The following is a 23,188-nucleotide window of genomic DNA, read 5'->3' as shown; positions in this document are numbered from 1 at the left end:
GTGCTCCTTTCGTCGAGCGGGGGGACGAAGGGGCTCTGGGAGCCAGTTAATTGTTAAGAAACCTAAAAGTTGTCCGGCGGTCGCGTCAACGGTAATCGTAAATAAAGTTTGTAGTTTTTTATTCGGTACCCGGTACCGTTCACGGATCCCATGGTCCCCACCGGCACCGGCACCGGCACCGGCACCGGCACCGGCACCGGCGCTGGCTCCGGGCCGCCCTCCGTGTCCGGCGCGGCCTCCGTGCCCCCGTGTCGGCCGCGCGTGAGGGCTCCGGCGGTCTCCGCTCCTACGAGCCGTACGGCCCCGTCCCGCTGTCGCGGATGTCCAGGTCCCGGCTCACCTCCTGGAACACCTCGTGGTCGATGCCGCCCTCCCGGTACATCGTCACCAGCGCGTCCCTGCGCGCCTGTGTGATCTGGGCGTGCACCGCCTTCCCACCGTTCACCCGCTCGCGCGCCCGTCCGTCCCCGGCGTCCAGCAGCCCGCGCACATGTGCGATCCGCCGCGTGTACACGGACCGCAGCGAGTCGGCGGTCCTCTCGTCCACCCGGCCCTCGCGCAGCAGTTCGTCGATCCTTCCCAGCGCCGCGTAGCTCATCTGCTCGTCGGCCCGCAGGAACTCCCGCCGCCGCGCGCCCTCCTGGGCCATGCCGAGCTTGCGCAGCAGCAGCGGAAGCGTCGTCCCCTGACCCACCAGTGTCCCGAGCACCACGGCGCCCGCGACGAAGATCAACGCGCCCCGGTCGGTGAACGGCTCACCGCCCACCATGGTGGGCAGGGACAGGGCGATCGCCAAAGACACCGCACCGCGCATCCCGCTCCACCCGATGACGATCCGCTCCCTGGGGTCGGCCGCCTTCAGCCCCGTGAACGGCGGGATCCGGTGCAGCGGGGCCACCAGCAGCATCAGCCCCATGCGCAGGACGACCGCCGCGGCCGTCGTCGCCAGCGCCACCCACACCAGGTCCACGAGGGCGAAGTGGCCCCGCGCCGCCGTGGCCACCGAGTCCAGCCGCAACCCCAGCACCACGAACAGCATCGACTCCAGCAACCCCACGAGGGTGCTCCAGATCGTCTGCCCGTTCACCCGCACGCGCGGTGGCAGCAGGCCCTCGCCGCGGGTGCCCAGGTAGATCCCGGAGACCACGGCCGCCAGCACGCCGGAGAACCCCAGCATCTCCGCCGGGATGTAGGCCACGAACGGCGTGATCAGCACGATCATCAACTGAAGGGACGGATCCCGCATCCGTGTCCGCGACCACGACACCGCCAGGGCCACCACGGCGCCGTAGAGCAGGCCGCCCGCCACGACCCTCACCAGCTCCACCAGGCCTTCCTGGGGCGTGAGCGGGTGCGCCATGGCGGTGACGGCCAGACCGAACAGGGTCAGTGCCACCCCGTCGTTGATCAGGGACTCGCCCTCCAGGAGGGTCAGTACCCGGCGCGGTGTGCCCACCCGCTTCAGGATCGCCGAGGCCGCCACGGCGTCGGTCGGCGCGATCGCCGCGCCCAGGGCGATCGCGGCGGGCCACCCCACCGACGGCATCAGCAGGTACACGACCCCCGCCAGCCCGAGGGCGGTCAGCAGTGTCACACCCACCGCCATCACCACGATGGGGCGTATCAGCTCGCGCATGTCCTTGGGGGAGGAGAAGAACGCGGCGTTGTAGATCAGCGGCGGCAGGAAGACCAGCAGGATGACCTGCGGGGAGACCACCAGTGACTGCATCCAGGGCGTGGCCCCCACGGCCAGGCCCAGCAGCACCAGCACGACCGCGCCGGGTACCCGCAGCCATCCGGCGAGCAGTTGGCCGAGGATCACCGCGACCACGATCACCAGCGTGGCGACCACGTACCCCTCGACGGACATCCCGTGCCTCCCCGTCGTCCCCCGGCCGAACCAGCATGGTGCAGCCCGGGCCCGCCGGTCGCCCTGACGCGCCGGTCCCGCCGACAGGACTCGCCGCACGGGTCCGCCGTACCCGCGTCCGGCCGGGGTGCGGGAGCCCGGTCCGGGGCCTCCCCGGGCCGAGCCCCACCCGGAACGGGCGCTCCCGCGGAACGCCTCTCCGAGAGCGGGCGCTCCCGCGAGAAAAGCGGCGGCCCTCCGGGGCAGACGCTCCCGGAGGGCCGCCGCACAGGGGCGGAGGACTCCCTACCGCACGGTGACGAAGTCCTCCGGATCGCGCGGCGGCCGCTCACCGGGCGCCTCGGCCGCGTGTCCCACGGCCACCGCGCCCATCGGCTGCCACTCCGCGGGCACCTCCAGCACCTCGCGCACCACGTCGGCGCAGAACATGGTCGAGGAGATCCAGGCCGACCCCAGCCCCTCCATGGCCAGCCCCACCAGCAGGCTCTGCACCCCCGCGCCCATCGCCACGAGGAACATCGACCGCTCGGCGTCGGCCCGGCGCTCGTCCGGGTACGGGTGCGCGCCGTCGGCCACGAGGAACGGCACCACCAGGTACGGCGCCCCGCGCAGCACGTCACCGCGCCTGGTGCGCCGGGCGATCTGCTCCTCGGTGAACCCGTCGCCGCGCAGGTCCGCCACCCACGCCTGGAGCATCGCGTCCAGCAGCCGCTTCCTCGTCCGGGCCGACTCCACCAGCACGAACCGCCACGGGGTGGTGTGGTGCGGTGCGGGAGCCGTCACCGCCGAGGCCACCGCGCGGCGCACGAGCGCCCCGTCCACCGGGTCGTCGGTGAACGACCGCACCGTCCGCCGGGCCGGGACCACGTCCCGCGACCCGTACCGGAACAGGTCGGCGTCGGCCGGGCGGACCAGTGCCGCGGCACCCGGCCCGTCCTCCTCGGTGACCAGCCCGCCCAGGCCGCTGACCACCGCGACCGGGACCCCGCTCGTCTTGCCCTTGACCAGTTCGCCCGCACCGGCGATCTCGTCGGCCACCGCGTTGACGGTGGCCTCCATCAGGTTTCCGTGGGCGTCGGTCGTGCCCCGCAGGTCCTGCACGGCGGGCAGCCCGGCCGCGCCGACGGCCACGTCCGTCTGCCCCACCCGCCACGGGCGCCCGAAGGTGTCGGAGACGACCACGCCCACGTTCACGCCCAGGCGAGCGCGCAGTCCGGAGCGCAGCGCGCGGGCGGAGGCGTCGGAGTCCTCCGGCAGCAGCAGGACCGTGCCGGGCTCGACGTTGGAGGCGTCCACTCCGGCGGCGGCCATGACCAGCCCCTGCCGGGTCTGGACGATCCTCGTCCTTCCCGCGCGGGCGACCACCCGCACGGTCTCGGCGTCGACCGCCTCCTCCCGGTCCATGCGGCGGGAGCGGCCCTCGGCCTTGCTGACGATCTTCGAGGTGACGACGAGCACGTCCCCGTCGGCCAGCGGGGTCCCGGAGGCCTCCGCGGCGTCGGAGACCAGGGCGGCCAGGTCGTCGCCCGGGCGCACCTCCGGGATGCCGACGAGTCCGCGTACACGCAGTTCGGGGCTCACCCGCGCTCCTCACCCTTCTCGGCCAGTTCCACGGCCAGGTCCAGGGCGGCCCGGGCGATCGCCTCGGTGGCGGCGGGGTCGCTCATGTACAGCGGGCGCGAGCGCACCTCGATGCCCTCCACGTCGGTGTCCGCGTCGGCCTCGTCCACCAGCCAGCCGTCCAGCAGGTCCGATCCCAGGTGCGCGGCGACCGCGCCCGCGCTGGTCTCCACACCGATCGCGCGCAGGCAGGCGTCGGCCATACCGCGCACGGGTGCCCCGCCGATGATGGGGGAGACGCCCACGACGGTCTTGGCGGCCATGGCCTCACGGATGCCGGGGACGCCCAGGACGGATCCCACGCTGACCACCGGGTTGGACGGGGGCAGGATCACCGCGTCGGCCTCGGCGATCGCGGCCAGCACGCCGGGGGCGGGCTTCGCGTCCTCGGCGCCGACGCCGACGATCTGCTCGGCGGGCAGCGCGGCACGGTGCTTGATCCACCACTCCTGGAAGTGGATGGCCCGACGTCCTCCGCCGTCGTCGACGACCACGTGCGTCTCGACCTGGTCGTCGGTCATCGGCAGCAGCCGGACCCCCGGACGCCAGCGGTCGCACAGTGCCTCGGTGACCGTGGACAGGGGGTATCCGGCCGCGAGCATCTGCGCCCGCACGATGTGGGTGGCGGTGTCGCGGTCGCCCAGGCCGAACCAGGTGGGCTTCATCCCGTAGGCGGCGAGCTCCTCCTTGACGGTGAAGGTCTCGTCGGCCCTGCCCCAGCCCTGCTCCTCGTTGATCCCTCCGCCCAGGGTGTACATCACAGTGTCCAGGTCCGGACAGATCCGCAGCCCGAACAGGGTGATGTCGTCACCGGTGTTGCCGATGACCGTGATGCTGCTGTCTGTGGTCTGTTCTTCGGCCGCCGCGTCGGTTCCGAGTACGGCCCTGAGACCTTGGAGGAACCGTGCGCCGCCGATACCGCCGGCCGGTACGACTATCCGCATGCGTCCAAGTCTGGCAGGCTGGGGGCGTGTATGGACCGTCGGCCCCGCCGGGGCACGGTCCATACGTGACCGTTCCGGTACCGGGGGTCCGTGAACCCCGCGGCGGCGGTCGCCATCCCACCCTTCGGCCCGACCGGTGTCCCCATTCTCCTGTCCCGGACGTGGCCGATCCACCTGACAGCCCGACGCCGCTTCCACCGACGTGACGGCGAAGTAGCAGCAGCAGAGGGGAACCTCTTTTGAAGAACGAAACACTGGAACGCCTGCGCTTGCCCGGGGCATGGACCCTGCTCGCGGCCGCGGGCGTGCTCATGCTCTCCGGGCTCATCCAGGTCATCGTCATGTCCAGCGCCGGCGACTGGGGTACGCGTACGCCCTTCGCCAGCGCCATGTACGGAGCGGGCGCCGGCCACTTCTTCGGCGTGGGCCTGGCGGCTCTCGTCGCCGCCGCGGCAGCCCTGGTCCTGACCAGTGACAGGGCCCGCCCCAGCGCGTCGCCGGTCGTGCTGACCGCGATGATCATCACAGGTGTGGGTCTGCTCTTCTGCCTGATCACGGTGATCTGCGGATTCATCGGCGCGGTCAACATCGGCCACGGTTTCGCCCGGATGCTGGAGACGGTCGCCCAGGGCGCCGTGTTCGGCCTCGTGGGCTTCGCGGTGCTGAAGGCCTACAACGACCCCGCCCTGGTCCCCAGGGCGATGCCGCAGCAGAGCGCCTACCCGCAGCAGTTCCCGCCCCCGACCGGTGCGCAGCAGTCCTTCGCCCAGCCCGGCTACCCGGTGCAGGACGCCGCCCAGCAGCAGGCCGCGGCCGCCCAGCAGCAGGCCTATGGCCAGCAGTACGGTGCGGACGCCGCGCAGCAGCAGTACGGGACCGGTGCCCAGCAGGCCTACGGCCAGTACGGCGCGGACGCCTCCGGCCAGCAGGCCGCCTACGGTCAGCAGTACGGCGCGGACGCCTCCGGGCAGCAGCAGGCCTACGGCCAGTACGGTGCGGACGCGGCCGCCCAGCAGCAGGCCGCCTACGGCCAGCAGTACGGCACCGACGCCTCCGCCCAGCAGGCCGCGGCCGCCCAGCAGCAGGCCTATGGCCAGCAGTACGGTGCGGACGCCGCGCAGCAGCAGTACGGGACCGGTGCCCAGCAGGCCTACGGCCAGTACGGCGCGGACGCCTCCGGCCAGCAGGCCGCCTACGGCCAGCAGTACGGCACCGACGCCTCCGGCCAGCAGGCCGCCTACGGTCAGCAGTACGGGACGGACGCCGCCGCCCAGCAGCAGGCCTACGGCCAGTACGGTGCCGCCGCCCCGCAGTACGGGACCGGTGCCCAGCAGGCCTACGGCCAGTACGGCGCGGACGCCTCCGGCCAGCAGGCCGCCTACGGCCAGCAGGGCGAGTACGCCTACGACCCCTCCCAGTACGCCCCGCAGGGCACCGACCAGCAGGCCCCCTCGGTCGAGCAGGCTGCCCAGGACGCGATCCAGTACGGCTGGTACCAGGGCGCCGACCAGGGACAGCAGGCGCAGGAGTCACCCCCCGAGGGCGGACTTGATCCTTTCTTTAACTCCGGTGAGAACAACGGTTCCGAGACGCCCGGACAGGGTGGGGGATCGTATGGAGGCCAGTACGGATCCGGGGCCGGATACGGCTCCGACCAGCAGGGACAGGGTGGGACCGGTGACCAGCAGGGCTGGTACGGCGGTGACGACAAGCGCTGATCCCGAGCCCCGTGCCCCATCGCCTTGGAAGGGCGTGAATTGCGTGGTAACCCTCATAACGGACATCCCGGGGCTGTTGTCGTCGGTTTGTTGCATGATATTCAGGGGACTACCACGTAAGGCGCTTGACTCACAGCAAGCGACCCGCGTGTAATTTCAAGGTGGGATTCCACCCGGCCCGGGGGATGAAAAGGGCCGGGGACATCTATGGGGGGCAACAGGAGGTGCGCATGAGCGAGGTCATCCCGCTGGCGCACGGCTCAGACGAAGAGCTGGGCTGGCAGGAACGTGCCCTGTGCGCGCAGACCGACCCGGAGGCGTTCTTCCCCGAGAAGGGCGGCTCCACACGGGAAGCCAAGAAGGTCTGCCAGTCGTGCGAGGTACGTGCGGAGTGCCTGGAATACGCACTGGAGCACGATGAGCGCTTCGGTATCTGGGGGGGACTCTCCGAACGCGAGCGCCGGAGGCTGAAGAAAGCCGCCGGGGGAGATTTCGATTTCCTGGCGGACATGCTCTAGGACCGCGTGCAAGGCGCGTGTCCGGGCCCGAGCCCGGACACGCGCCTTTCGTGTGGGCGGCCCTTCGCGGACTCCCCGCCGCCGAGCGGCGACCGCGCCGGAAACAGCGTGCCACCGCACCGGCCGCGAGCACGTCCGGTAATGCGCGGATATGGGCGACCGGGTCGGAGCGTGACGAATAGGCCTGTAATGGTGACGCGTGGCGTATCGTGATGTCCTGCGTCCGCGCCTGCGCCTGTGTCCGCGAGCCGCGTCCGACGCGCGCACGCGCCCGCCGACCCCCTCCCGGTCGGACCCACGGACCCGAACGGGGTCCCGCCCCTTCTCCCGGAGAGAACCCACCACAGCCGTGCTTGACCAGGATTTCGCCCGCCACGTCGTCACCGCGGTCATCGTGTCCCACGAGGGCGCCCGCTGGCTGCCCGAGACGCTGGAGGCGGTCCGCGCCCAGTCCCGGCCCGTGCAGCGCGTCGTCGCCGCCGACACCGGCAGCACCGACGGCAGTGCCGACATCCTGGCCGGGTTCCTGCCCTCCGGCGCCGTCATCGACCTGCCCGCGCGCACCGGGTACGGCGACGCCGTCCGGGCCGCCCTGGAACTGCCCCGTTCCACCAGGGCCGTGCACGGCTCCGCCGAGGACGCCACCGAGTGGATCTGGCTCGTCCACGACGACCTCACACCGGAGAGGGACACCCTCGGCCACCTGCTCGCCGCCGCCGACCAGGACCCGCGCGCCGCCGTCCTGGGCCCCAAGCTGCGCGACTGGTTCGACCGCCGCCTCCTGGTCGAGGCCGGCGTGACCATCGACGGCGCGGGCCGCCGCGAGACCGGCCTCGAACAGCGTGAGTTCGACCACGGCCAGCACGACGGCACACGCCAGGTCCTCGCGGTGTCCAGCGCGGGCATGCTCGTCCGCCGCGACGTGTGGGACCGGCTCGGCGGATTCGACCCCGCCCTGCCCCTGTTCCGCGACGACATCGACTTCTGCTGGAGGGTGGGCGGCGCCGGGCTGCGCGCCCTGCTCGTCACCGAGGCGGTCGCCTACCACGCGGAGGCCTCCGCCCGGCGCCGCCGCCCCATCACCGCCACCCGCAACCACCCGCGCCGGGTGGACCGCCGCCACGCCGTCTTCGTGCTGCTGGCCAACCTGCCCGTGGGCGGGATGCTGACCGCCCTGGTCCGCAACTCCGTGGCCTCGCTGCTGCGCGTGGTGACGTACCTGCTCATCAAGCAGCCCGCCAACGCCCTGGACGAGGCCGCGGCGATCACTCTGGTGTACCTGCGCCCCTTCCGGCTGGCGCGCGCCCGCTTCCGGCGCCGCCGCGACCGCCGCCGCACCTACAGCGCCATCCGGCCCTTCCTCGCCCGCGGAGTGGCCCTGCGCCAGTTCCACGACGTGGTCACCGGTGTCCTGTCCGGCGAACCCGTCCTCAACACCCCGGGCCGCCACCAGGCCGTCACCGTCCAGCCCGCCGACGAGGACGACGAGGTGCTCACCGACAGGGCGGGCTTCGTGCGCCGCGTGGTGTTCAGACCCGGGGTGCTGCTGGTCATCGGCCTGACCGTGGCCACGGTCGTCGCCGAGCGCTCCCTGCTCCTCGGAGACCTCCTCGCCGGCGGCGCCCTGCCCCCGGTCGCCGGCACCGCCCGCGACATGTGGGACCTGTACCTGTCCAGCAGTCCCGACAGCGGCCTCGGCTCCGCGGCACCGGTCCCGCCCTACGTCGGCCTGCTCGCCCTGCTGTCCACGCTCACCCTGGGCAAGCCCTGGCTGGCCGTCACCCTCCTCCTGCTGGGCTGCGTGCCCCTGGCCGGGCTGACCTCCTACCTGCTCGCCCGCGAGGTGCTGGGTTTTCGCCCCGCGCGCCTGTGGATGGCCGCGACCTACGCGCTGCTGCCGGTGGCCACCGGCGCGGTCGCCCAGGGCCGCCTGGGCACCGCGGCGGTCCACGTCCTGCTGCCGGTGCTGGGACTGCTCCTGGTACGGCTGGTGTCGATGCCGCCCAGGCCCTCCCGCCGGGCCGCCTGGGGACTGGGCCTGGTCCTGGCGGCGGCCACCGCGTTCGTGCCGATGGTGTGGCTGCTGTCCCTGGTCACCGGCCTGCTGGTGGCGGTGGCCTTCGGCCATCTGGGCCGCCGGATCTACGTCAGCGTCGCGCTGAGCCTGGCCGTGCCCCTCGTGGTGCTGCTGCCGTGGTCGCTCGAACTGTTCGCGCACCCCAGCCTGTGGCTGCTGGAGGCCGGACTGCACCGCTCCGGGCTCTCGGAGCCGGGCGTCACCCCGCAGGAGCTGCTCATGCTCTCCCCGGGCGGCCCCGGAACCCCTCCGTTCTGGGCCACCGCCGGGTTCGCCGCCGCGGCCCTGTGCTCCCTGCTGCTGCTCCGCAACCGCATGATGGCCGCCGCGGGATGGTCGCTGGCCCTGTTCGGGATCCTGGTGGCCGTCCTGACCAGCCGGCTCGTCATCGAGCCCTACTTCGGCGGCCCCCCGGCGCCGGTCTGGCCGAGTGCGGCCCTGTCCTTCGCCGCCACGGCGGTGCTGCTGTCGGCGGCGACCGCCGCGCGCTCCTTCGACACCATGTTCCGCGCCGGAGGGCTGCGGCGGGTCTTCGCGTCGGCCGTGGCCGTCCTCGCCCTGGCCACCCCGGTCTGCGCCTCCGCCCTGTGGATGTGGGAGGGCGTCGGGGGACCGCTCACCAGCCACGCCGCGCCCGTCATCCCCGGCGCGCTGATCAGCGTCAGCGAGGACGGGACCGAACCGCGCGCCCTCGTCCTCACCCCCGACGGGCGGGGCGGCGTGGGCTACGCGGTGGCGCGCGGACGCGAGCCGCGCCTGGGGGAGGAGCGCCTCGTCCCCCAGCGGGAGGTCCGCGAGGCCCTGGACCAGGTCGTGGCCGAACTCGCCGCGGGCCAGGGCGGCGACCAGGCGCACGCCCTGGCCGACTTCGGCATCCGGTACGTGCTCCACCCGAATCCGCGGATCAGCGGGTCCGGCGGCGTCACCATGGTCGACACCCTGGACGGCACACCCGGGTTCGAGCGGCAGTCGCTGTCACGGCACTACGCGCTCTGGCGGCTGGACGTGCCCACCGGCGCGCTGCGCGTGGTCACCGAGGACGGTTCCGGGTCAGAGGCCCTCACGGTGGAGGACTCGGTGGAGGACCCGGGAGAGGACATGGCCGCGCGGGTCGCCGACGGCGGCACCGGTCGGCGGCTCGCCCTGGCCGAGGCCGCCGACGACGGCTGGCGGGCCACCCTCGACGGCGCCGAACTGACCCCGGCGGCCACCGAGAACGGCACCCAGGCGTGGACGCTGCCGGCGCGGGGCGGCGAACTGCGCGTCTGGCACACCGACCACGTACACACGGTCTGGCTTCTCACACAGGGGCTCCTGTTCCTGGCGGTGGCCGTCCTCGCCGCACCGGGCGTGCGCACCGAGGAGGAGACGCGGCTGATCGACTCCACGCCCACACCCCGGCCGCGGCGCCCGGAGAGGCTGCGCGCGGCCTCGCGCCGGGGTACGCGGGCCGCCCGCGGCACCAGGCGTGCCGCGGGGCGGCGGCGCGCGGGCGGCAGGCCCAGGAGGAGCGGCCGAGGCGACGGGGACGCCGCGGCGTCCGGGACCGAGCGGGAGGAGTAGGGCGTGCGGCTGATCCTGGAGAAACGGTTCGCGCTGTTCGGACTGGTCGCGACGGCCCTGGCCGCGCTGTTCGGCATCGCGTTCGCCGTCGGTCCGGTGACCGCCGAGCTGGGCGTCACCGAGCCGGGCACCGTGCGCCCCGACCAGACGGTGCGGGTGTGTCCCGCGCCGCACGAGTCGGGGGAGAGCTCCATGGCCGCGTTCGCCCCGAGGGTGAGCCGCGACGACGAGGGCCGGCTGCGGGCCGGACCGGTTCCCGCCGCCCCGGAGGAGGGCGCGGGCCTCGGGGAGGAACTGACCGAGCCCGGCCGCATGTGGAGCGCCGACACGGGCGAGGCCGTCGCCCCCACGGCCGTCCGCGCCGAGGGCGCCCTGGCCTCCGGGCTCGACGCCGCCCAGACCACCCTGTCCGACGGCTCGGCCACCGAGGTGCGCTGCGTCGCGCCCTCCGTCGGGACCTGGTTCGCCCTGCCCGGCGGCGACGACGCCGAGGGGATGCGGATCGAGTCGCTCACCGCCCACCTGGCCAACCCCGAGGGCTCCCGGGCCACGGTCAGCGTGGACGTCTACACCGAGGGCGGTCCCTCCTACTCGTCCGAGAGCCGGGGCATCTCCCTGCTCGCCGGCGAGTCGACCGAACTGGACCTGACCGAGCTGGTCCAGAGCACCAGCGCCGTCGGCGTCCACGTGCGCACCAGCACCGGCAGGGTCGCCGCCTCCCTGCTCGCCGAGCACGCCTCCGGCCCCGCCGACTGGGTGCCGCCCACGGCCGGGCCCGCCCGTGAGCACGTGATCCCGGGTGTTCCCGGCGGCGGCGGACGGCGCCGCCTGCTCGTGGCCGCGCCCGGCGACGCATCCGCCGAGGTGCGCGTCCGCACCGTCACCTCCGCTCCGGAGGACGGGGAGGGCGCGGAGGGAGGCGGGGGCTCGGGGAAGGCCGAGGCCCCGACGGTGCTCAACGTGCCCCCGGCCGCCTCCGCCTGGCTCACCCTGGAGAGTGTTCTGGGCGGCGAGCCGGGCACGGTCGTGCTGGAGTCGGACGCCCCCGTGGTCGCCGGTGTGGCCGCCGAGGCGGTCGCGGGCGAGGACGCCGAGGTGGTCGAGACCGCCTACACGTCCGCAGTGCCGCCGCTCGGCTTCCCGCTGGACACCACCGCGGTCCTGCCCCACATCCCGGCGGAGGCCGAGACGGAGCTCCTCCTGGGCGCGGTCGGGGGCGACGCCATGCTGATGGCCACCCCGATCGGCGCGGACGGCACGCAGGGGGACGCCGTGCGCCTGGAGGCCGCGGCGGGGAGCACCGCGGTGGTCGGCGCCGGGGACGGCGGCTGGCGGGCGCCCCCGGGCACCGACCCGGAGGACGGGTACACGCTCCGCCTGGAGCTCCTGGAGGGCTCCGCCCCCGTCCACGCCGCCCGCGTGCTGCGCGACGGTGACGGACTGGGCGTGCTGCCGGTACGGCCCGCCCCCGTGCGGATCGAACTCCCGGTGGTGCGCGACGGCCTGGCGGGGATCCTTCCGTAGGAGGTGCCCCGCCGCGTACACGGGACCCCGGGCACGGGAACCCCGGGCGCGGGGACACCGCGTTCCGCCCGGCCTCGGGCGGAACCCGAGGGGAGCCGGTCAGCCCTCGGGATCGACCGACTCGGGCTCCACACCGAGCAGGTTGGCGACCTCCTCGACGACCGTCTCGTGGACGAGGAGGGCCATCTCCTCGGGATCCTTCGTCCGGATCTCCACCGGGCGCCGGTACACCACGATGCGGGCCCGGCCCGAGGGATCGCTCTCCAGGCGGGAGAAGGGGATCGCCTCGGTCAGCGGTCCGTGGGGCGGGACCGGCGGGACGTCCTCCACGAGGAAGTCGACGTTGGCCAGTTCACGCGCCCACAAGCGTTCCAGGCGTTCGACCGCGTCCAGGACAAGATCGTCGAACGCCTGCGCTCGGCTGCGGAAAACCGGCAGGTCGGACGGCACGAGAGGACCGCGGATGCCTCGGCCGCGGCGGTCCCGGCGCCGCACTCGGTCTGGTTGGCCACTGGAAAGGCGCACTCGTCGCACACTTCGAGACTAAGCCATCACACGCTCCGCGCGTAGCCCTATCGACCCCGAAAGCGGTTTCGGGGCCCACAGGGCGCTTTCCGGGGCCGGGCGGGCCGACGCGGCACAAGGTGTCGCGTCGGCGCCGAAGCGGTGCGCGAGGACCCGGAAGAGGGACACCGAGGCGTTGGGGAGGCGGAAACGGGCCAGCTCATGGAACGATGCTGGCGTGTCCCTCGGTAAAGGCATACAGTCGAACGCTGTGAGCCCTGTTCGACGCTGCTCCCGTACTGCCTGCAGGCAGCCTGCCGTCTTCACGCTCACGTACGTCTACGCAGACTCGACGGCCGTCCTCGGTCCTCTCGCCGCCTACGTGGAACCGCACTGCTACGACCTCTGCGCCGTGCACGCCGACCGGTTGACGGCTCCGCGCGGCTGGGAGGTCGTCCGGCTTCCGGTCGAGACGACGGGCGGTGGCCCCGGCAGCGACGACCTGGAGGCCCTCGCTGACGCCGTACGTGAGGCGGCCCGTCCGCCTGCCCGCAAGAACCCCTCCGGCGACGAGGTCGGCGAGGGCACCGAGACGCTGCGCCGCGGACACCTGCGCGTGGTCAAGTCCGACCCCGGACGCGGTGAGCAGCAGCCGCCCCGCCGCCCCGGCTGAGACGGCGCGGGGAGCCTCCCGGTGTCGGCGGGACCGGCGCGGTGCCGATGGGGGATCGCGGGATCGGCTTGCTAGTTTTGTACCGTGCGCGGTCCGCCCGCGCGGGACCGAACGTGGAGCAGAACCGAACTGGCCGGAGAAGACGTGGCTGATCTCTCGAGCATCTTCAAGGCATACGACGTGCGCGGTGTGATCCCAGACACCCTCAACGCGGACATCGCACGGGCGGTCGGGGCCGCCTTCGCCCGGGTGGTCGGCGGCAGCGCCGTCGTGGTCGCCCACGACATGCGTCCCTCATCGCCCGAACTGGCCACCGCCTTCAGCGAGGGCGTCACCAGCCAGGGCCTCGACGTGGTGTTCACCGGACTCGGCTCCACCGACCTGCTCTACTACGGGTCGGGCCACCTGGACATGCCCGGAGCCATGTTCACCGCCAGCCACAACCCGGCCGAGTACAACGGCATCAAGATGTGCCGGGCCGGGGCGGCGCCCATCAGCGGCGACACCGGCCTGGACGACGTCCGCCGCCTGGCCGAGGAGAGCCTCAACGGTGCGGGAGTGCCCGAGTACGACGGACCCGCCGGGACCGTCACCGAGCAGGACCTCCTTCCCGGCTACGCCGCCTACCTGCGCGACCTGGTCGACCTGTCCGGCATCCGGCGGCTCAAGGTGGTCGTGGACGCGGGCAACGGCATGGGCGGCCACACCGTCCCCGCCGTCCTGGAGAAGGGCCTGCCGCTGGAGATCGTCCCCCTCTACTTCGAACTGGACGGGACCTTCCCCAACCACCCGGCCAACCCGCTGGACCCCGACAACCTGGTCGACCTCCAGGCGAGGGTCCGCGAGACCGGCGCCGACATCGGCCTGGCCTTCGACGGCGACGCCGACCGCTGCTTCGTCGTGGACGAGAACGGCGACGCGGTGCCGCCCTCGGCCATCACGGCCATGGTCGCCGCCCAGGAGCTGGAGCGCGAGCCGGGCGCCACGGTCATCCACAACCTCATCACCTCCCGGGCCGTACCCGAGATCGTGCGGGAGAGGGGCGGCGTGCCCGTGCGCACCCGCGTCGGCCACTCCTTCATCAAGGCCACCATGGCCGAGACCGGCGCGATCTTCGGCGGGGAGCACTCCGCCCACTACTACTTCCGCGAGTTCTGGCGGGCCGACACCGGGATGCTCGCGGCGATGCACGTCCTGCGTGTACTGGGCAACGACGACCGCCCGCTCTCACAGGTCGCCGAGGAGTACTCGCGCTACAGCGGGTCCGGCGAGGTCAACTCCAGGGTCGAGGACGCCCCCGGGCGGATGGCCGCGGTACGCGAGGCCTTCGCCGGCCGGAACGGCGTCACCGTCGACGAGCTCGACGGGCTGACCGTCTCCCTGCCGGACGAGTCGTGGTTCAACCTGCGCGCCTCCAACACCGAGCCGCTGCTGCGGCTCAACGTCGAGGCCCCCGACGAGGCGGCCATGGCCGCCCTGCGCGACGAGGTGCTGGCCATCGTCCGCGCCTGACCGGGCATCATGGTGGGGAGGGAGCCGCACGGCGGATCCCTCCCCATCCACCATCACGAGGAACGAGAACATGAGCACGAAGATCGACGGCTGGCTGCTGGAGATCCTGGCCTGCCCGCAGAGCCAGGCCCCGCTGCGCCACGACCCCGAGACCGACGAGCTGGTCTGCGACGAGAGCGGCCTGGCCTACCCCATCCGGGACGGCATCCCGGTCCTGCTGATCGACGAGGCGCGGAAAATCGGCTGAGACGGAAGGGAACGCCGTGGGCGTTCCAACAGTCATAAAGGGTGCTGCAGGGTAGGAGGTCCCCCTTCGGGCACGGTGGGACGCATCCCCGCGTTCCCCGCAACCCGTACCCTGTTTCTGCGCTCCCCGCCCACGACGACCTCCCTGGAGGACACCGATGCCCGGTTCCGAATCGCTACAGCCGAGCGATCCCTCCACGTTCGGCGAGTACAGCGTGACAGGACGCCTGGGCAAGGGCGGTCAGGGCATCGTCTACCTCGCCGAGGACGCGGACGGGGAGCAGTACGCGGTCAAGGTCCTCAACGACCAGTGGTCGCAGGACAGCGACCTGCGCAGGCGGTTCGAGAAGGAGGTCCGGGCCGCGCAGAAGGTCGCCTCCTTCTGCACCGCCGCGGTCATCGACGCCCAGCTCGACAGCGACCCGCCCTACGTGGTCAGCGAGTTCGTACCGGGCAAGGACCTGCAGGAGACCATCGCCAAGGGCAGCACGCAGAAGGGGTCCACCCTGCAGCGGCTCGCGGTCTCCACCGCCACCGCCCTGGTCGCCATCCACAAGGCGGGCATCGTCCACCGCGACTTCAAGCCCGGCAACGTGCTGCTCGGCCCGGACGGGCCCCGCGTCATCGACTTCGGCATCGCCCGGGTCGACGACGGCACCGCCACCATGACCAACTCGATCGTCGGCACGCCCTCCTACATGGCGCCCGAGCAGATCGAGGGCCGCGGCATCACCGACAAGTGCGACATCTTCGCATGGGGCTGCGTCATGGCCTTCGCCTCCACCGGCCGCGCCCCGTTCGGCTCCGACACCGTCCCCGCGGTCGTGCACCGGGTGGTCAGCGCGCCGCCGGACCTGACCGACATGGACGAGGCGCTGCGGCCGATCGTGGAGTCCTGCCTGGACAAGAACCCCGACAACCGGCCCAACGCCCAGACGCTGCTCATGCGCCTGCTGGGCCACGAGGGGCCGATCGAGTCCGCGCCCTCCACCGACGACGTCGTCAAGCAGGGCGAGCAGATCGCCCAGACCGGCCTGGTCACCGGCGGCCAGATGCCCTACCGGCCCCAGCAGCCGCCCACCGGACCGCAGGCGGGCGCCGCCGCCTATCCGCCGGGGGTCTCCGCCCCGCGCCCCGGTATGCCGGGCCACCCGGTCGGCTCCGACCCCCGACCCGGTATGCCGGGCCACCCGGTCAGTTCCGACCCCCGCTCCGGGTTCGCGCACCCGGGCACCTCCAACCCCAGGCCGGGCGTGCCCGGCCACCCCGGCACGTCCAACCCGCGTCCGGGCGCACCCGCCTATCCGCCCCCGCCGCACGGCATGCCCCCCGTCGCCAACCCGATGGCCACGGGCATGAACCCGAACCAGACCTACGCCCGCCCCGGGGCGCAGCAGCCCATGCAGCGTCCTGCCCAGCAGGACTCGGTGCTCCAGCAGAGCTGGGTGATCCCCGCGGTGCTCATCACCATCGTGATCCTGCTGCTGGTGCTGCTCCTGATCGTCGTCAGCCGCTGACCGGACCCGGTCTCACACCCGGGTGAGCTCGTTCATGGCGCGCGAGACGGCCTCGTCCACGAGGTCGCGCACCTGCGGCCAGCGGTCGTCCACGCAGTCCGTGGGCATCACGGTCACACTGTCGGTGCCGGACATGCCCAGTGCGTCGCGTACCCCGTCCGGGGTGGTCAGACGCGCGTCGGCGGTGACCGCCAGGACCCCCGTCCGGGGCCGGCCCACCTCCTGCACCACCACGAACAGGCACAGCGACACCTCGTCCACCACCAGTTCCAGGGCCGTCCACCAGTGCGCGGCGCCCGGGGTGAGCAGTGTCCGGGCCACGGTGTCCGCCGCGCTCCCGGGCTCGGTGTCGTCCGAACCGCCCGAGTACACCGAGGTGCGCGCCCCGGGGTCCAGCGCCCGCAGGATCAGGGCGACCGAGTCCCGGCGCGAGCGCACGTAGTCCAGCACGCGGCGGCGGGTCACCGCCGCGAGCGGGGACACCGGCGAGCGCGGTTCGGGCACGGGTTCGGGGGTCCAGCTCAGCTCGTCGAGCAGTGTCCCGGTCACCAGCCGCGCGAAGTGGCGCACCACCCCGGCGAGGCGCTCGTCGGGCTCCCGGGCGGTCTGCGGCGGCGGGGAGACCGGGTCGGGCAGCAGCGGGGGGAAGTCCGCCCGCCGCAGCACCAGTGAGGCCAGTACCCACGGCAGCACCCACAGGTGCGCGTTCGCTCCCTCGTCCGGGTCCAGCTCGGTCAGCACCGCCACGCACTCGGTGTAGGTGTACGCGGCGCGCACCACCGGATGGGCGGGCACCGAGGCGGCCTCGGCCACCCGCAGCGCCCGTGCGGAGTCCAGGGGGCCTCCCGGCGAGCGCGAGGGGTCGTCCTCGGGCAGGTCGCGGGCCCGCCCGGCCAGTTCCGCGACGAACTCGGCGTTGACCGGCTGACCGGAGGTCCCGTCCACCGAGACGGACACCACCAGCTCCTCCATGGCCGGGCCGCCGCCCAGTTCCCGGACGCGGCGGCGCACCAGCTCACGCCGCGCGGCCGCGCGCGCGTCACGGGGCTGGCTCTGGCGGTGCTGGGCCCAGATCGCCCGCAGCCGGTCGACGTCCATGAGGTCTTCGCGTACCAGGCTCGGGATCCGGTCCAGGTCCGCACCGCAGCGTAGGGTATCCACGCTGTCTCCGTAGCCAGTGGGCAGTCGGCCAAAACCTGCCGGACGGCCCCGGCATGTGGCCGCTACCGGCCGCATGCGGAGGTAAACCCCGTGTGCCCCGGGCCGGGGCGGCCGGTGCCCGGAAGGGGCCCGGTGGAGGGAGCACCGGAAACGGGCGGCGCCCGGAGCCGGGGGTCAGGTCCGGCGGCCGTGCAGCAGCCGCATCGCCTTCTCCTGTTCGAAGTCCAGCGCGCGCGTGGGCGCCGCCGCGAGCCTGCCCAGCCGCTCCCCGTGCGCGCGCACCCGGGCCAGCACCTCGGGCTCGGCCAGGACGCGCAGCGCGAAGGCCAGCGCCGCGGGCGGGATGTCGAACTCGCGCTCCAGCTCCAGGCCCACCGCGATCGTGCGCAGGTCCTCCTCGGTGAACCGGCGGTGCCGGTGGCCGCGTCCCGTGGGCTGTTCCTGGGTACGGGGCAAAAGGCCCAGGCCCTCCCGGTAGCGCAGCATCCGCGCGGTGGTGCCCACCCGGTCGGCGGCCGCGGAGATCGGCACGGGCCCGGTCGGCCTGGAGGACCGGTCGGGCGGGGGCGGGGCGTCGTCGAGGGCGGCCATGGACGCGACCCTAACCGAACTCCACCACCGGTGAAAGCAATTCTGACATCGCAGCGTCAGTTTCTCTCCGTTGGCGGGGCGGCGGCCCTAGAATCGGAGAGGCTACGACCATCACGAGTGAGGAACGCATGGCTTTCGACTTCAAGGTCGCCGATCTTTCCCTGGCCCCCTTCGGCCGCGACGAGATCCGGCTCGCCGAGCACGAGATGCCCGGTCTCATGGCCACCCGCGCCGAGTTCGGGGACAGCAAGCCGCTCCGGGGCGCCCGCATCATGGGCTCGCTGCACATGACCATCCAGACCGCGGTCCTCATCGAGACCCTGGTCGCCCTGGGCGCCGAGGTGCGCTGGGTCAGCTGCAACATCTTCTCCACCCAGGACCACGCCGCCGCCGCGGTCGTCGTCGGCCCCGACGGCACCCCCGAGGACCCCAGGGGCGTGCCGGTCTTCGCCTGGAAGGGCGAGACCCTCGAAGAGTACTGGTGGTGCACGGAGCAGGCGCTGACCTGGCCGGGCGCCGAGGGCCCCAACATGATCCTGGACGACGGCGGCGACGCCACCATGCTCGTCCACAAGGGCGCCGAGTACGAGAAGGCGGGCGCGGTCCCCGACCCCGACGGCGTCGACAACGAGGAGATGGCGGTCGTCCTGCGCCTGCTGGGCGCCAGCCTGGAGCGCGACGCCACCAAGTGGACCGAGATCGCCAAGGGCATCCGGGGCGTCACCGAGGAGACCACCACCGGTGTGCTCCGCCTGTACGAGATGCGCCGCGAGGGCACCCTGGCCTTCCCGGCGATCAACGTCAACGACTCGGTCACCAAGAGCAAGTTCGACAACAAGTACGGCATCCGCCACTCGCTGCCCGACGGCATCATGCGCGCCACCGACGTGCTCATCGGCGGCAAGGTCGCCGTGGTCTGCGGCTACGGCGACGTGGGCAAGGGCGCGGCCGAGGCGCTGCGCGGCCAGGGCGCCCGCGTCATCATCACCGAGATCGACCCGATCAACGCCCTCCAGGCGGCCATGGACGGCTTCCAGGTCAGCACCCTGGACGACGTGCTGGAGACCGGTGACATCTTCATCACCACCACCGGCAACTTCAACGTGATCATGGCCGACCAGATCACCCGCATGAAGCACCAGGCGATCATCGGCAACGTCGGCCACTTCGACAACGAGATCGACATGGCGGGCCTGGCGAGGATCCCCGGCGTCACCAAGAAGGAGATCAAGCCGCAGGTCCACGAGTGGACCCTCCCCGGCGGGAAGTCCGTCCTGGTGCTCTCCGAGGGCCGCCTGCTCAACCTGGGCAACGCCACCGGCCACCCCAGCTTCGTGATGTCCAACAGCTTCACCAACCAGGTCATCGCGCAGATCGAGCTGTTCACCAAGCCCGACGAGTACCCGACCGACGTGTACACGCTGCCCAAGCTCCTGGACGAGAAGGTCGCCCGGCTGCACCTGGACGCGCTCGGCGTCAGGCTGACCACGCTCACCAAGGAGCAGGCCGCCTACATCGGTGTGGACGTGGCGGGCCCGTACAAGCCCGACCACTACCGCTACTAGGCAGCGTTTCTCCGGGGCTCCGCTCCGCTTCGCCCGCCCGTCGCCCGCCGTCGCCCGCCAGGGCGCTTCGCGCGGCGGCGGGCCACCACCCTCAACGGATGCTAAGCGCAGTACTTTCCGTGTTCGGGCGCCCAAGGTGGGGAACCCTCGGATTCTCCGGTGTGACGGCTCGTGCCCACGCCGTCGCCCGCCACCACCCCCAAACGACGGCCTACGGCCGCAGTACCTGTCGTCCCGCCTCCGAATCCTCCAGAGCCCCGTGGGCGCCCGAACGTACCCCCCGAGGGTTGAGCCGATCAGGAAACAGGAGCCAGGCAGCACATGACACTCCCCTCACACGAGGTGGCCGACCTCGGCCTCGCCCGGGCCGGGGTCCGCCGCGTGGACTGGGCCGAACGCTCCATGCCGGTGCTGCGCAGCGTGCGCGAGCGCTTCGCCGCCGAACGCCCCCTGGAGGGGCTGCGCGTGGCCGCCTGCCAGCACGTGACCGCCGAGACGGCCAACCTGCTGCGCGCGCTGCGGGCGGGCGGCGCCGAGGTGTGGCTGGCGGCGTCCAACCCGCTGTCCACCCAGGACGACACCGCCGCGGCGCTGGTCGCCGAGTACGGGGTCTCGGTCCACGCCTGGGCCGGAATGGACCCGGCTTCCTACGACCGGAACCTGGTCACCGTCCTGGAGTCGCGCCCGCACCTGCTGATCGACGACGGGTGCGACCTGGTCAACACGGCCCACCTGGTCCGCCCCGACCTGCTCGACGGGGTGCTGGGCGGCTGCGAGCAGACCACCACCGGGGTGATCCGGCTGCGCCGGATGAGCGCCGAGGGCGAGCTGCGGCTGCCGATGGTCGCGGTCAACGACACCGCCACCAAGCGCATGTTCGACAACCGGTACGGCACCGGCCAGTCCACCATCGACGGCATCCTGCGGGCCACCAACGCCATGCTCGCCGGACGCACCGTCGTGGTCGCCGGGTTCGGCTACTGCGGCCGCGGCCTGGCCGAGCGCGCCCGCGGCATGGGCGCCCGCGTGGTCGTCACCGAGGTCGATCCGGTCAAGGCCCTGGACGCGGTCATGCAGGGCTACACCGTCACCACGATGGAGGAGGCGGCCGCCGCCGGGGACGTGTTCGTCACCGTCACCGGCAACCGCGACGTCATCCGGGCCGAGCACCTGGGACGGATGAAGGACGGCGCGATCCTGGCCAACTCCGGGCACTTCGACCTGGAGATCGACCTGGCCGCGCTGGAGGACCGGGCCGTGGAGGTCAACCGGGGAGTGCGCGAGCACGCCGACGAGTACGTGTTCGCGGACGGGCGCCGCGTGCTGCTGCTGTCCGAGGGGCGCCTGGTCAACCTCGGCGCCGCCGAGGGGCACCCGGCCGCCGTCATGGACATGTCGTTCGCGGTGCAGGCCCTGACCACCGTGTGGCTGGCCCGCAACTCCGCCGACCTGGCACCGGGCGTGGTGGAGGTGCCCGCCGAGACCGACACCGAGGTGGCCCGGCTAGAACTGGCCGCCCTGGACGTGCGCATCGACGCGCTCACCCCCGGCCAGGAGGTCTACCTGAGCTCCTGGCGCCTCTGAGCCGCGAGCGCGCTCAGGAGTACGGGTTCCCCGGACCCCACTGGTGGGGCTGGGCGCCGTACCCGTTCCGGGGGTGCCCGGCCTGCTGCGCGGCGGCGGCCTCGTGGCGGCGGCGCCGCTCGGCGAGCACCGCGGCGAGGAAGTAGGGCGGGGTGACGCCGGGAGGCGGGGGCGGGCTGATCTGCGAGGCCACCGCGTTGGCCAGCCGGACGCCCATCTCGTGGCGGGTGTGCTCGGCCAGCTCCCCGTACCGGAGGACGTACTGCCGGGCCGCCGCGACGGTCTCCGGCGACAGCCGCGACAGTTCGACGCCCGTCGCCCACCCCGCCAGCTGCGGCGGCATCGGGACGTTCTCCTCGTGGCGCCTGCCCGCGCGCTCCTCCACGACCATCGTCCCGGCCACGAAGTCGCCCACGCGGCGCCCGTCCCGGTTGATCATCGAGGTGATCAGGGCGATCACGCCGGTCGTCATCCAGATCTCCACGAACGACGCCAGCGCGCGGCCCAGCGCCTGCCGGAACCGCTCGGGGGAACCGTCGGTGCCCACCACGCGCAGGCCCAGCGCCATCTTGCCCAGGGAGCGGCCGCGGGAGACGGTCTCGAAGACCGTCGGGTAGCCGACCAGGACCAGGACGGTGCCCGCCAGGGAGACGGCGGCGGTGATCGCGGGGTCCAGGTTGCGGCCGATCCACGAGACGAGGACACCCAGCGCGATCAGGGCGATGATCTGGAGGATGGCGTCGATGGCCAGGGCCGCGGCCCTGGTGGCGAAGCCGGCCGGCCGCAGGTCGAGGACCACCGCGTCCCCCGTGACCAGCGGAGTGACGCCGTACACGTCGTCGCGGGCGTCGCCGTTGCCGGGATAGGACACCAGCATTCGCTCCCTCAGGGCCGTCTGAAACCGTCCACCAGACATTACCCGCAGCGCGGAACGTGTGTTCGCGAAGGGTGCCGTGACCCGAACCGGTGTCCGCTCGAAACGGTAGGGTCCGTTGCGTGGATATCGACGTGTTCGCCGCGGCGCACGCCCGGGAGTGGGAACGGCTGAACGACCTGGTGCGCAGGCGCCGCTCGCTGAGGGGTGAGGAGATCGACGAACTCGTCGATCTCTACCAGCGCGTGTCCACCCACCTGTCGGTGGTGAGGTCCTCCGGGCAGGACCCCGCGCTGGTGGGCAGGCTGTCCGCGCTGGTGGCACGGGCCCGGTCGGCGGTGACCGGGGCGCACGCGTCCGCGTGGCGCGACGTCGGCGGGTTCTTCACCCGGGTCTTCCCTGCGGTGCTGTACCGGCTGCGGTGGTGGTGGATCGGCACCACGGCGGGCACGCTGGTGGTCGCGGGGGCCACCGCCGCCTGGATCGCGACCAACCCCGACGTGATGCACGCCGTGGGCACGCCGGAGTTCATCGCGCGGTACGTCGACTACGAGTTCGCGAACTACTACATGGAGAACCCCCGGGGCTCGTTCGCCGCCCAGGTGTGGACCAACAACGCGTGGGTGGCGGCGCAGGCGATCATCTTCGGGGTGGCCCTCGGCCTGCCGACCCTGGCGGTGCTGCTGATGAACGCCGTCAACGTGGGCGTCGGCGCCGGGATCATGATCGCCCACGGCCAGGGCGACGTGTTCCTCGGGCTGATCCTGCCGCACGGCATGCTGGAGCTGACCGCCGTCTTCGTCGCGGGCGGGGTGGGCCTCAAGCTCGGCTGGACGATCATCGCGCCGGGCGACCGCACCCGCATGCGCGCCCTGGGCGAGGAGGCGCGCGCCGCCATCGCGGTGGCCCTGGGACTGGTCGTGGTGCTGTTCGTCTCGGGCCTCATCGAGGGCCTGGTGACCGGCAACGCGGCGGCGGGGCACATCCCGGTCCCGGTCGCCCTGGGCATCGGCGGCCTGGCGGAGCTGCTGTTCCTGGTCTACGTGTTCACGGTGGGGAAGAAGGCCCACCAGGAGGGCGAGACGGGCGACATCGAGAACGCCCCGGCGGCCGTGCCGGTGGCCTGA

The 23,188-nt window shown here is 72.8% G+C and carries 18 protein-coding genes; 11 read left to right on the top strand and 7 right to left on the bottom strand.

Features of this window, described 5'->3' with window-relative positions; all coding sequences use genetic code 11:
• Nucleotides 1–286: 286 nt before the first annotated feature.
• From NOSIN_RS17375 to cofD, 3 genes are all read right to left on the bottom strand, one after another.
• Nucleotides 287–1,870, bottom strand: a complete 1,584-nt coding sequence (locus NOSIN_RS17375) for a Na+/H+ antiporter (protein WP_077691765.1) — start codon at nucleotides 1,868–1,870, stop codon at nucleotides 287–289.
• A 285-nt stretch (nucleotides 1,871–2,155) separates the two neighbouring features.
• Nucleotides 2,156–3,451, bottom strand: coding sequence for a coenzyme F420-0:L-glutamate ligase (locus tag NOSIN_RS17370; RefSeq protein ID WP_077691764.1), 1,296 nt, complete (start codon nucleotides 3,449–3,451; stop codon nucleotides 2,156–2,158).
• On the bottom strand, nucleotides 3,448–4,434 hold the full coding sequence (gene cofD / locus NOSIN_RS17365; RefSeq protein ID WP_077691763.1) for a 2-phospho-L-lactate transferase: 987 nt from the start codon (nucleotides 4,432–4,434) through the stop codon (nucleotides 3,448–3,450). Before cofD ends, NOSIN_RS17370 begins: the two co-directional genes overlap by 4 nt.
• Before the next feature lie 239 nt (nucleotides 4,435–4,673).
• Between cofD and NOSIN_RS17360 the strand changes: the two genes are divergently transcribed.
• The 4 genes from NOSIN_RS17360 (at nucleotide 4,674) to NOSIN_RS17345 (ending at nucleotide 11,834) form a co-directional block, all read left to right on the top strand.
• Nucleotides 4,674–6,152 carry a hypothetical protein gene (locus tag NOSIN_RS17360; RefSeq protein ID WP_077691762.1) on the top strand — a complete coding sequence of 493 codons (1,479 nt, stop codon included), beginning with the start codon at nucleotides 4,674–4,676 and terminating at the stop codon, nucleotides 6,150–6,152.
• A gap of 230 nt (nucleotides 6,153–6,382) precedes the next feature.
• On the top strand, nucleotides 6,383–6,670 hold the full coding sequence (locus tag NOSIN_RS17355) for a WhiB family transcriptional regulator (RefSeq protein ID WP_077693628.1): 288 nt from the start codon (nucleotides 6,383–6,385) through the stop codon (nucleotides 6,668–6,670).
• A 349-nt stretch (nucleotides 6,671–7,019) separates the two neighbouring features.
• Nucleotides 7,020–10,310 carry a glycosyltransferase family 2 protein gene (locus tag NOSIN_RS17350; protein ID WP_077691761.1) on the top strand — a complete coding sequence of 1,097 codons (3,291 nt, stop codon included), beginning with the start codon at nucleotides 7,020–7,022 and terminating at the stop codon, nucleotides 10,308–10,310.
• A 3-nt stretch (nucleotides 10,311–10,313) separates the two neighbouring features.
• Nucleotides 10,314–11,834: a DUF5719 family protein gene (locus NOSIN_RS17345; RefSeq protein ID WP_077691760.1), complete on the top strand. Its 1,521-nt coding sequence runs from the start codon at nucleotides 10,314–10,316 to the stop codon at nucleotides 11,832–11,834.
• 99 nt (nucleotides 11,835–11,933) lie between these two features.
• On the opposite strand, the gene NOSIN_RS17340 is transcribed toward NOSIN_RS17345, so the two are convergent.
• On the bottom strand, nucleotides 11,934–12,329 hold the full coding sequence (locus NOSIN_RS17340; RefSeq protein WP_077691759.1) for a metallopeptidase family protein: 396 nt from the start codon (nucleotides 12,327–12,329) through the stop codon (nucleotides 11,934–11,936).
• Nucleotides 12,330–12,609: 280 nt separating this feature from the next.
• Between NOSIN_RS17340 and NOSIN_RS17335 the strand changes: the two genes are divergently transcribed.
• The 4 genes from NOSIN_RS17335 (at nucleotide 12,610) to NOSIN_RS17320 (ending at nucleotide 16,286) form a co-directional block, all read left to right on the top strand.
• Nucleotides 12,610–13,011 (top strand): DUF3499 domain-containing protein, encoded by a 402-nt coding sequence (locus tag NOSIN_RS17335; RefSeq protein ID WP_077691758.1) that lies wholly within the window; start codon nucleotides 12,610–12,612, stop codon nucleotides 13,009–13,011.
• Nucleotides 13,012–13,155: 144 nt separating this feature from the next.
• Complete coding sequence (locus tag NOSIN_RS17330) at nucleotides 13,156–14,523, top strand: phosphomannomutase/phosphoglucomutase (RefSeq protein ID WP_077691757.1); 1,368 nt, start codon at nucleotides 13,156–13,158, stop codon at nucleotides 14,521–14,523.
• Between the two features lie 70 nt (nucleotides 14,524–14,593).
• Complete coding sequence (locus tag NOSIN_RS17325) at nucleotides 14,594–14,770, top strand: Trm112 family protein (protein ID WP_077691756.1); 177 nt, start codon at nucleotides 14,594–14,596, stop codon at nucleotides 14,768–14,770.
• 157 nt (nucleotides 14,771–14,927) lie between these two features.
• Nucleotides 14,928–16,286 carry a protein kinase domain-containing protein gene (locus NOSIN_RS17320; protein ID WP_077691755.1) on the top strand — a complete coding sequence of 453 codons (1,359 nt, stop codon included), beginning with the start codon at nucleotides 14,928–14,930 and terminating at the stop codon, nucleotides 16,284–16,286.
• Between the two features lie 12 nt (nucleotides 16,287–16,298).
• On the opposite strand, the gene NOSIN_RS17315 is transcribed toward NOSIN_RS17320, so the two are convergent.
• Together NOSIN_RS17315 and NOSIN_RS17310 are read right to left on the bottom strand one after the other, a co-directional pair.
• Nucleotides 16,299–17,447, bottom strand: a complete 1,149-nt coding sequence (locus NOSIN_RS17315) for a hypothetical protein (RefSeq protein ID WP_077691754.1) — start codon at nucleotides 17,445–17,447, stop codon at nucleotides 16,299–16,301.
• A gap of 174 nt (nucleotides 17,448–17,621) precedes the next feature.
• Nucleotides 17,622–18,038: a MerR family transcriptional regulator gene (locus NOSIN_RS17310; RefSeq protein ID WP_077691753.1), complete on the bottom strand. Its 417-nt coding sequence runs from the start codon at nucleotides 18,036–18,038 to the stop codon at nucleotides 17,622–17,624.
• Nucleotides 18,039–18,166: 128 nt separating this feature from the next.
• Here NOSIN_RS17310 and ahcY (NOSIN_RS17305) point away from each other — a divergent pair, with 128 nt between their 5' ends.
• On the top strand, nucleotides 18,167–19,603 hold the full coding sequence (gene ahcY / locus NOSIN_RS17305; RefSeq protein ID WP_143832949.1) for an adenosylhomocysteinase: 1,437 nt from the start codon (nucleotides 18,167–18,169) through the stop codon (nucleotides 19,601–19,603).
• 321 nt (nucleotides 19,604–19,924) lie between these two features.
• Nucleotides 19,925–21,187 carry an adenosylhomocysteinase gene (ahcY, locus tag NOSIN_RS17300; protein ID WP_077691751.1) on the top strand — a complete coding sequence of 421 codons (1,263 nt, stop codon included), beginning with the start codon at nucleotides 19,925–19,927 and terminating at the stop codon, nucleotides 21,185–21,187.
• 13 nt (nucleotides 21,188–21,200) lie between these two features.
• Here the strand turns inward: ahcY (NOSIN_RS17300) and NOSIN_RS17295 are convergent, their stop codons facing one another.
• Nucleotides 21,201–22,064, bottom strand: a complete 864-nt coding sequence (locus tag NOSIN_RS17295; protein ID WP_077691750.1) for an RDD family protein — start codon at nucleotides 22,062–22,064, stop codon at nucleotides 21,201–21,203.
• 119 nt (nucleotides 22,065–22,183) lie between these two features.
• Between NOSIN_RS17295 and NOSIN_RS17290 the strand changes: the two genes are divergently transcribed.
• A complete protein-coding gene (locus NOSIN_RS17290; RefSeq protein ID WP_077691749.1) occupies nucleotides 22,184–23,188 on the top strand; it encodes a stage II sporulation protein M in 1,005 nt (334 codons plus the stop codon).

It is taken from the genome of Nocardiopsis sinuspersici, from assembly GCF_001998325.1.
GTDB lineage: Bacteria > Actinomycetota > Actinomycetes > Streptosporangiales > Streptosporangiaceae > Nocardiopsis > Nocardiopsis sinuspersici.
Note: the sequence above shows the minus strand (reverse complement) of the source record. Positions and strands in the feature narration are given on the sequence as shown.